Origin of the sequence: Cysteiniphilum halobium (assembly GCF_003574425.1) — a bacterium.
In the GTDB taxonomy this organism is placed as follows: domain Bacteria; phylum Pseudomonadota; class Gammaproteobacteria; order Francisellales; family Francisellaceae; genus Caedibacter; species Caedibacter halobius.
Genome location: NZ_QLIU01000084.1, coordinates 1 through 4,699, shown reverse-complemented (window position 1 = coordinate 4,699; position 4,699 = coordinate 1). Strand labels below are relative to the sequence as shown.

Genomic DNA, 4,699 nt, shown 5'->3' with positions numbered 1-4,699 from the left:
TTAGTGTCCTGTAGTGTGAAAAATAACAGCAAAATAATCATAAATCCTACAGTTCAATATATTTTGATGCCTTTTGAACTAGAAAACTATCATGAATATTGCCCCATGGACTATGGACAGTTTATTTATGGTGTTTTTCGTAACTACAATGACCATGTAATAACAAAACTTTTATCAAACGATGAATTAAATTTACTAAGAAATATTCACCTTACTGATAGCCAATTATCTTGGGAAACATACAAACTCAATAACAGTAAGCTTAATCTAACCATATTAACATCATTAACTGAAATGCAATTAGTTCATATTAAACACGAGGAGTAATCTATGATACGAGGTACCATCACTTGGGTAAATTCAGCCTTACACAAAGCAAAATCAATTGATTTTATTGCTCTGTTAGCAATAAGACTATACCTATTGCCCGTCATCTATGAAGGGGTACACTCTAAGGTAACGCATTTTAGCAAAACAGTTGCTTGGTTTGGTGCGCCTGTTGCAAAAGGTGGGTTAAACCTCCCATTTCCTGAGTTATTAGCATTTCTTGCAACATCAACTGAAGTAGTTGGTTTAATCTGTATAGCACTTGGCTTATTCACACGTTTTATTACTATCCCATTAACTATACTCATGTGTGTTGCAAGCTTGATGGTACACTGGGTGCATGGTTGGTTAGCAATTGCTAGCAATAATATGGAATCAGCAATACGACTGAGTGATTTTTTAAATTGGTTATCTATAAATTTTCCTGGTAGATATAACTATATAACTCAACTAGGGGATCCGGTTATCCTTAATAACGGCATGGAGTTTTCTACCACTTATTTTATAATGCTCCTAGTACTACTATGCTATGGTGGTGGACGTTACATTAGCTCTGATTACTGGCTGGCCAAATTATTTAATCGTCCCTGATTTAGTTTAATAAAATTGCTACTTCGCAGACTACCATTTCGCTTTTATATCTTGCATTGAAATTCTGCCATCATGCATAATCTCTTAGTGTCCTGTAGCGTCACTTTTTAAAACCTCATCTATTTTTTTCTTTAAATAGGGATTTGAAATATCTTTTTTCAGCCATTTTAAAAGTGTCTGCATCGAAGGCTGTTTGATTGGTATTATTGAAGCATCTGCCAAGCCTAGAAATAATTTTTCAACTTTTTCACCCGTAGAAATTTTAACTTTATAGGTCCCAACATAAAATAAATCCCCACCATGCAATGTAAAAGCATCTTTGGGTTTTTGAAATTCATACCCAGTAGGATCAAAAAGCCATACTTGCCCCTCAAAAGAAGGAATATAAAACTTTCCTGGAGCTACATTATCCATATAAAAAAGTCCATCGGTATAGACATTCATTTCAGATTGAGATTCAAGGTGACTACCTCCTTCTTGAACAATCATGACTCTATTTAATGCTTGTCCTGTGTCTGACATATCAATATATCCAAAGACCAAGTTAGCATTTTTGCCATTAGTTGTATCAATAGAAAAAGTTGTACAACCAGATATTAGGAATGCTAATACTACTACAAAGCTAATCTTAAACATCATGCAATATCCTTACTCAGTGTTTAAATATCTATATATCCCTAGTTTTAGTACATAAAAAAGCATTTAGCAAACGCTATGAATTTATGAATTAAGGTGCCTATCGTGCGCAGTAATATACAAATTATATTTATTACTGATGTAATTTACTTCTTTAATAATTGCTTTTTTCTTCCATACATTCTTGTACTGTAAAGTGCAGCCCAATAACAAGAAAAAACAATTATAAAGTTTATTATTATTTGCTCTACATCAAATGATGTATTTAGAAGCTTCGGTGCAGCTAATGCAAGAAGTAAATCCTTTATACCGAAAAAAATGATGTTCACAAGAAAGTATACAATATACACCTTTTTAAGATAGCTGGCATAATTTAGAAGTGGATTTTTTTTAGCTAAGCGATAACCAAAAAAAACACTTGCAATAATCAGTGACAATAACACTAATAATGCTTGCCCAAATAAACTTTTTGGAACGCTGGAGAATAAAAGGTAGGTAATACCTGAAAAAGCTATACCTAATACTATTCTATATAGAGCTAGCTTAATGAATGATAGAGTTATAGATGGTTGTTTAGCTAATACAGTTGTTTTTTCCATTATTATCTCCTGTTTTGTTTATAACTTATATCCAACTTTATAGCTAGCTTAAAGTATAACGTAACGTCACAGTCAATAATTGATTTTAAAATAATCAAAAAATTAAAATTTCCTAAGTTCTAAAACATAAGCATTCAAAATCCCAATCTAGCCAATTGCATCCAACTCAGCTTTGGACTTATGAAACTCCTGCTCTTGATAATCATTTGAGCTATTCTGATCAGCATTATTGTTGCTTGTTCCTTTTCTATCATCGCTATTTTTATAGATGCTATTATTATGTATTTTTTGCTGGACATCCTCTGGTAATTTATGATCCACCCAAACAGCTCCTTTAACTAGCCATGGCACGAATAATGAATCCTGCCAAGCTTTTTGCTCAGTTAATGCCTTATTATAACTAAGCACACCAACAATTAAACTAACCACAAGTGTTGATTTAACAATACCAAACAAAAATCCCAATAAACGATCAGTAACTGTTTGGTTATCCTTACGAAAAACACCAAAGATAATATGTACAATACCTCCTAGGATCCAAACAAACACGACAATAATAAAAAATGACATCCAAAACGCCACTTCAGGTGAGTTAAACCATTTTGCAACAAAATGTATATCTAAGGAGTCTGCAAAGAAATAAGCCGATACTGCCGCAATTAACCAAGTTAACAAGGAAATTAATCCACGCACAAAACCTTGCGAAAAGCCGATAACAGCAAAGCCAAATATAATAATAACAAAAACCCAATCAAGCCAATTTAGCAGTGACATTATTTTTCCTTATCAGTCTAAAATATGGCTTTATTGTAGCGCGCTTTAAATACTTAGCAATCATTGTGCAAAACAATGCTTAAAAATTTCCACAAGCTTATACGCCATATGCTACAATTTGCAGCAAATTTCCAAAAAGACGTAAAACACCATGCAATTTGATTCTTTTGATTATGATGTCATTGTTATCGGTAGCGGTCCTGGTGGTGAAGGTGCGGCTATTAAAGCGGCAAAGTCAGGACTGAAAGTTGCGATTGTTGAATCACAACGCATCGGCGGCAACTGCACACATCAAGGCACTATCCCGAGCAAAGCACTGCGACATGCAGTATCTCAATTTTCTTTTCATGCAAAATATCACGATTACAGTTACCCGCAAATGTTGGATAATGCTTCACGCGTGATTAATGCACAAACCGAACTAAAAACAGGTTTTTACAAACGCAATAATGTTGATATGTTGCATGGCTTTTCAAGATTCATTGATCCGCATACGATTTGTATTTGCTCAACACATGAAGAAGAACAAACCAAAGAGCAATTCAAAGCAAAGTACTTTGTCATTGCCACCGGCTCAAGACCATATCACCCCAAAGATATCGATTTTAATCATCCACGAATTTTGGACAGCGATAGCATTTTGCACCTTGATGATAACAACCCCAAAACCATCTCAATTTATGGCGCGGGTGTTATTGGCTGCGAATATGCTTCCATTTTCCGCACGTTAAAAATCCGTGTAAACTTGATTAATAATCGCGAACGTCTATTGTCTTTTCTTGATAATGAAATTATTGATGCTTTAAGCTACCACTTTCGCGAACAAGGTATTCGCACGCATCACAATGAGCATTATGACAGCATTACAGCTAATGAAAATGAAGTTGTACTTAAATTAAAATCAAATAAGATTATCAAATCAGATTACCTGTTGTTTGCCCAAGGACGCACAGGAAATACCGATCAATTAGGACTTGAAGCTATTGATATTGAAGCTAATATCCGAGGATCAATCGAGGTTAATCAGAACTATCAAACACTTAAACATCCACATATTTATGCTGTTGGTGATGTCGTTGGCTATCCATCTCTTGCCTCTGCTGCTTTTGACCAAGGGCGTTTTGCTGCAACACACATTGCTGAAGGCAAATGTACTAATCATTTAATCAAAGATATTCCAACCGGAATTTATACCCTACCTGAAATCAGCTCTGTTGGTAAAACTGAGCAAGAGTTGACCGAGGAAAAGGTTCCTTATGAGGTAGGGCATGCCTTTTTTAAGGATCTTGCGCGCGCACAAATCTCGGGCAAAACGACTGGCATGCTTAAGCTTATTTTTCATCGTGAGACACTACAACTCTTAGGTATTCATTGTTTTGGTAGTCAGGCTTCTGAAATTATTCACATCGGACAAGCGATTATGTCACAAAAAGGCAAAGCCAATACATTGATGTATTTTATCAATACGACATTTAATTACCCAACCATGGCAGAAGCCTATCGTGTTGCCGCCTTAAATGGCTTAAATAGATTGTAGGTTCATTGCCAAATTTCTTTTAATCGTTCATCTCTCCCACATTGCCAACGGTAAAATGCATAACTAATGGGGTTTTTCAAATAATATTTCTGATGATACTCCTCAGCGGGAGTAAATATCGTGCTCGGACGCAACTGGGTATATACGGGTTTATTTAAGTAACTTTTAGTTTTATCAATAACTACTTGCGCCATTATCATTTGCACATCATCTTGATATATAGTCATTCCAAAAT

The 4,699-nt window shown here is 34.9% G+C and carries 7 protein-coding genes; 3 read left to right on the top strand and 4 right to left on the bottom strand.

Annotated elements, in window-relative coordinates; translation table 11 throughout:
- Together DNK85_RS10845 and DNK85_RS10840 are read left to right on the top strand one after the other, a co-directional pair.
- Positions 1–327: hypothetical protein (locus DNK85_RS10845; protein ID WP_162896697.1), on the top strand; the 327-nt coding region annotated here is incomplete at its 5' end.
- 3 nt (positions 328–330) lie between these two features.
- Positions 331–918, top strand: a complete 588-nt coding sequence (locus tag DNK85_RS10840) for an HvfX family Cu-binding RiPP maturation protein (protein ID WP_119329574.1) — start codon at positions 331–333, stop codon at positions 916–918.
- Positions 919–1,002: 84 nt separating this feature from the next.
- On the opposite strand, the gene DNK85_RS10835 is transcribed toward DNK85_RS10840, so the two are convergent.
- The 3 genes from DNK85_RS10835 to DNK85_RS10825 form a co-directional block, all read right to left on the bottom strand.
- Entirely contained in the window at positions 1,003–1,557 is a 555-nt protein-coding gene (locus tag DNK85_RS10835; protein ID WP_119329573.1) for a hypothetical protein, read from the bottom strand.
- A gap of 143 nt (positions 1,558–1,700) precedes the next feature.
- A complete protein-coding gene (locus DNK85_RS10830) occupies positions 1,701–2,153 on the bottom strand; it encodes a hypothetical protein (RefSeq protein WP_119329572.1) in 453 nt (150 codons plus the stop codon).
- Between the two features lie 147 nt (positions 2,154–2,300).
- On the bottom strand, positions 2,301–2,927 hold the full coding sequence (locus DNK85_RS10825; RefSeq protein WP_119329571.1) for a CvpA family protein: 627 nt from the start codon (positions 2,925–2,927) through the stop codon (positions 2,301–2,303).
- A 151-nt stretch (positions 2,928–3,078) separates the two neighbouring features.
- Between DNK85_RS10825 and sthA the strand changes: the two genes are divergently transcribed.
- Entirely contained in the window at positions 3,079–4,464 is a 1,386-nt protein-coding gene (gene sthA, locus DNK85_RS10820; protein ID WP_119329570.1) for a Si-specific NAD(P)(+) transhydrogenase, read from the top strand.
- 2 nt (positions 4,465–4,466) lie between these two features.
- Here the strand turns inward: sthA and DNK85_RS10815 are convergent.
- The coding region (locus tag DNK85_RS10815; protein ID WP_162896696.1) for a peptide-methionine (S)-S-oxide reductase at positions 4,467–4,699 on the bottom strand (233 nt) is incomplete at its 5' end.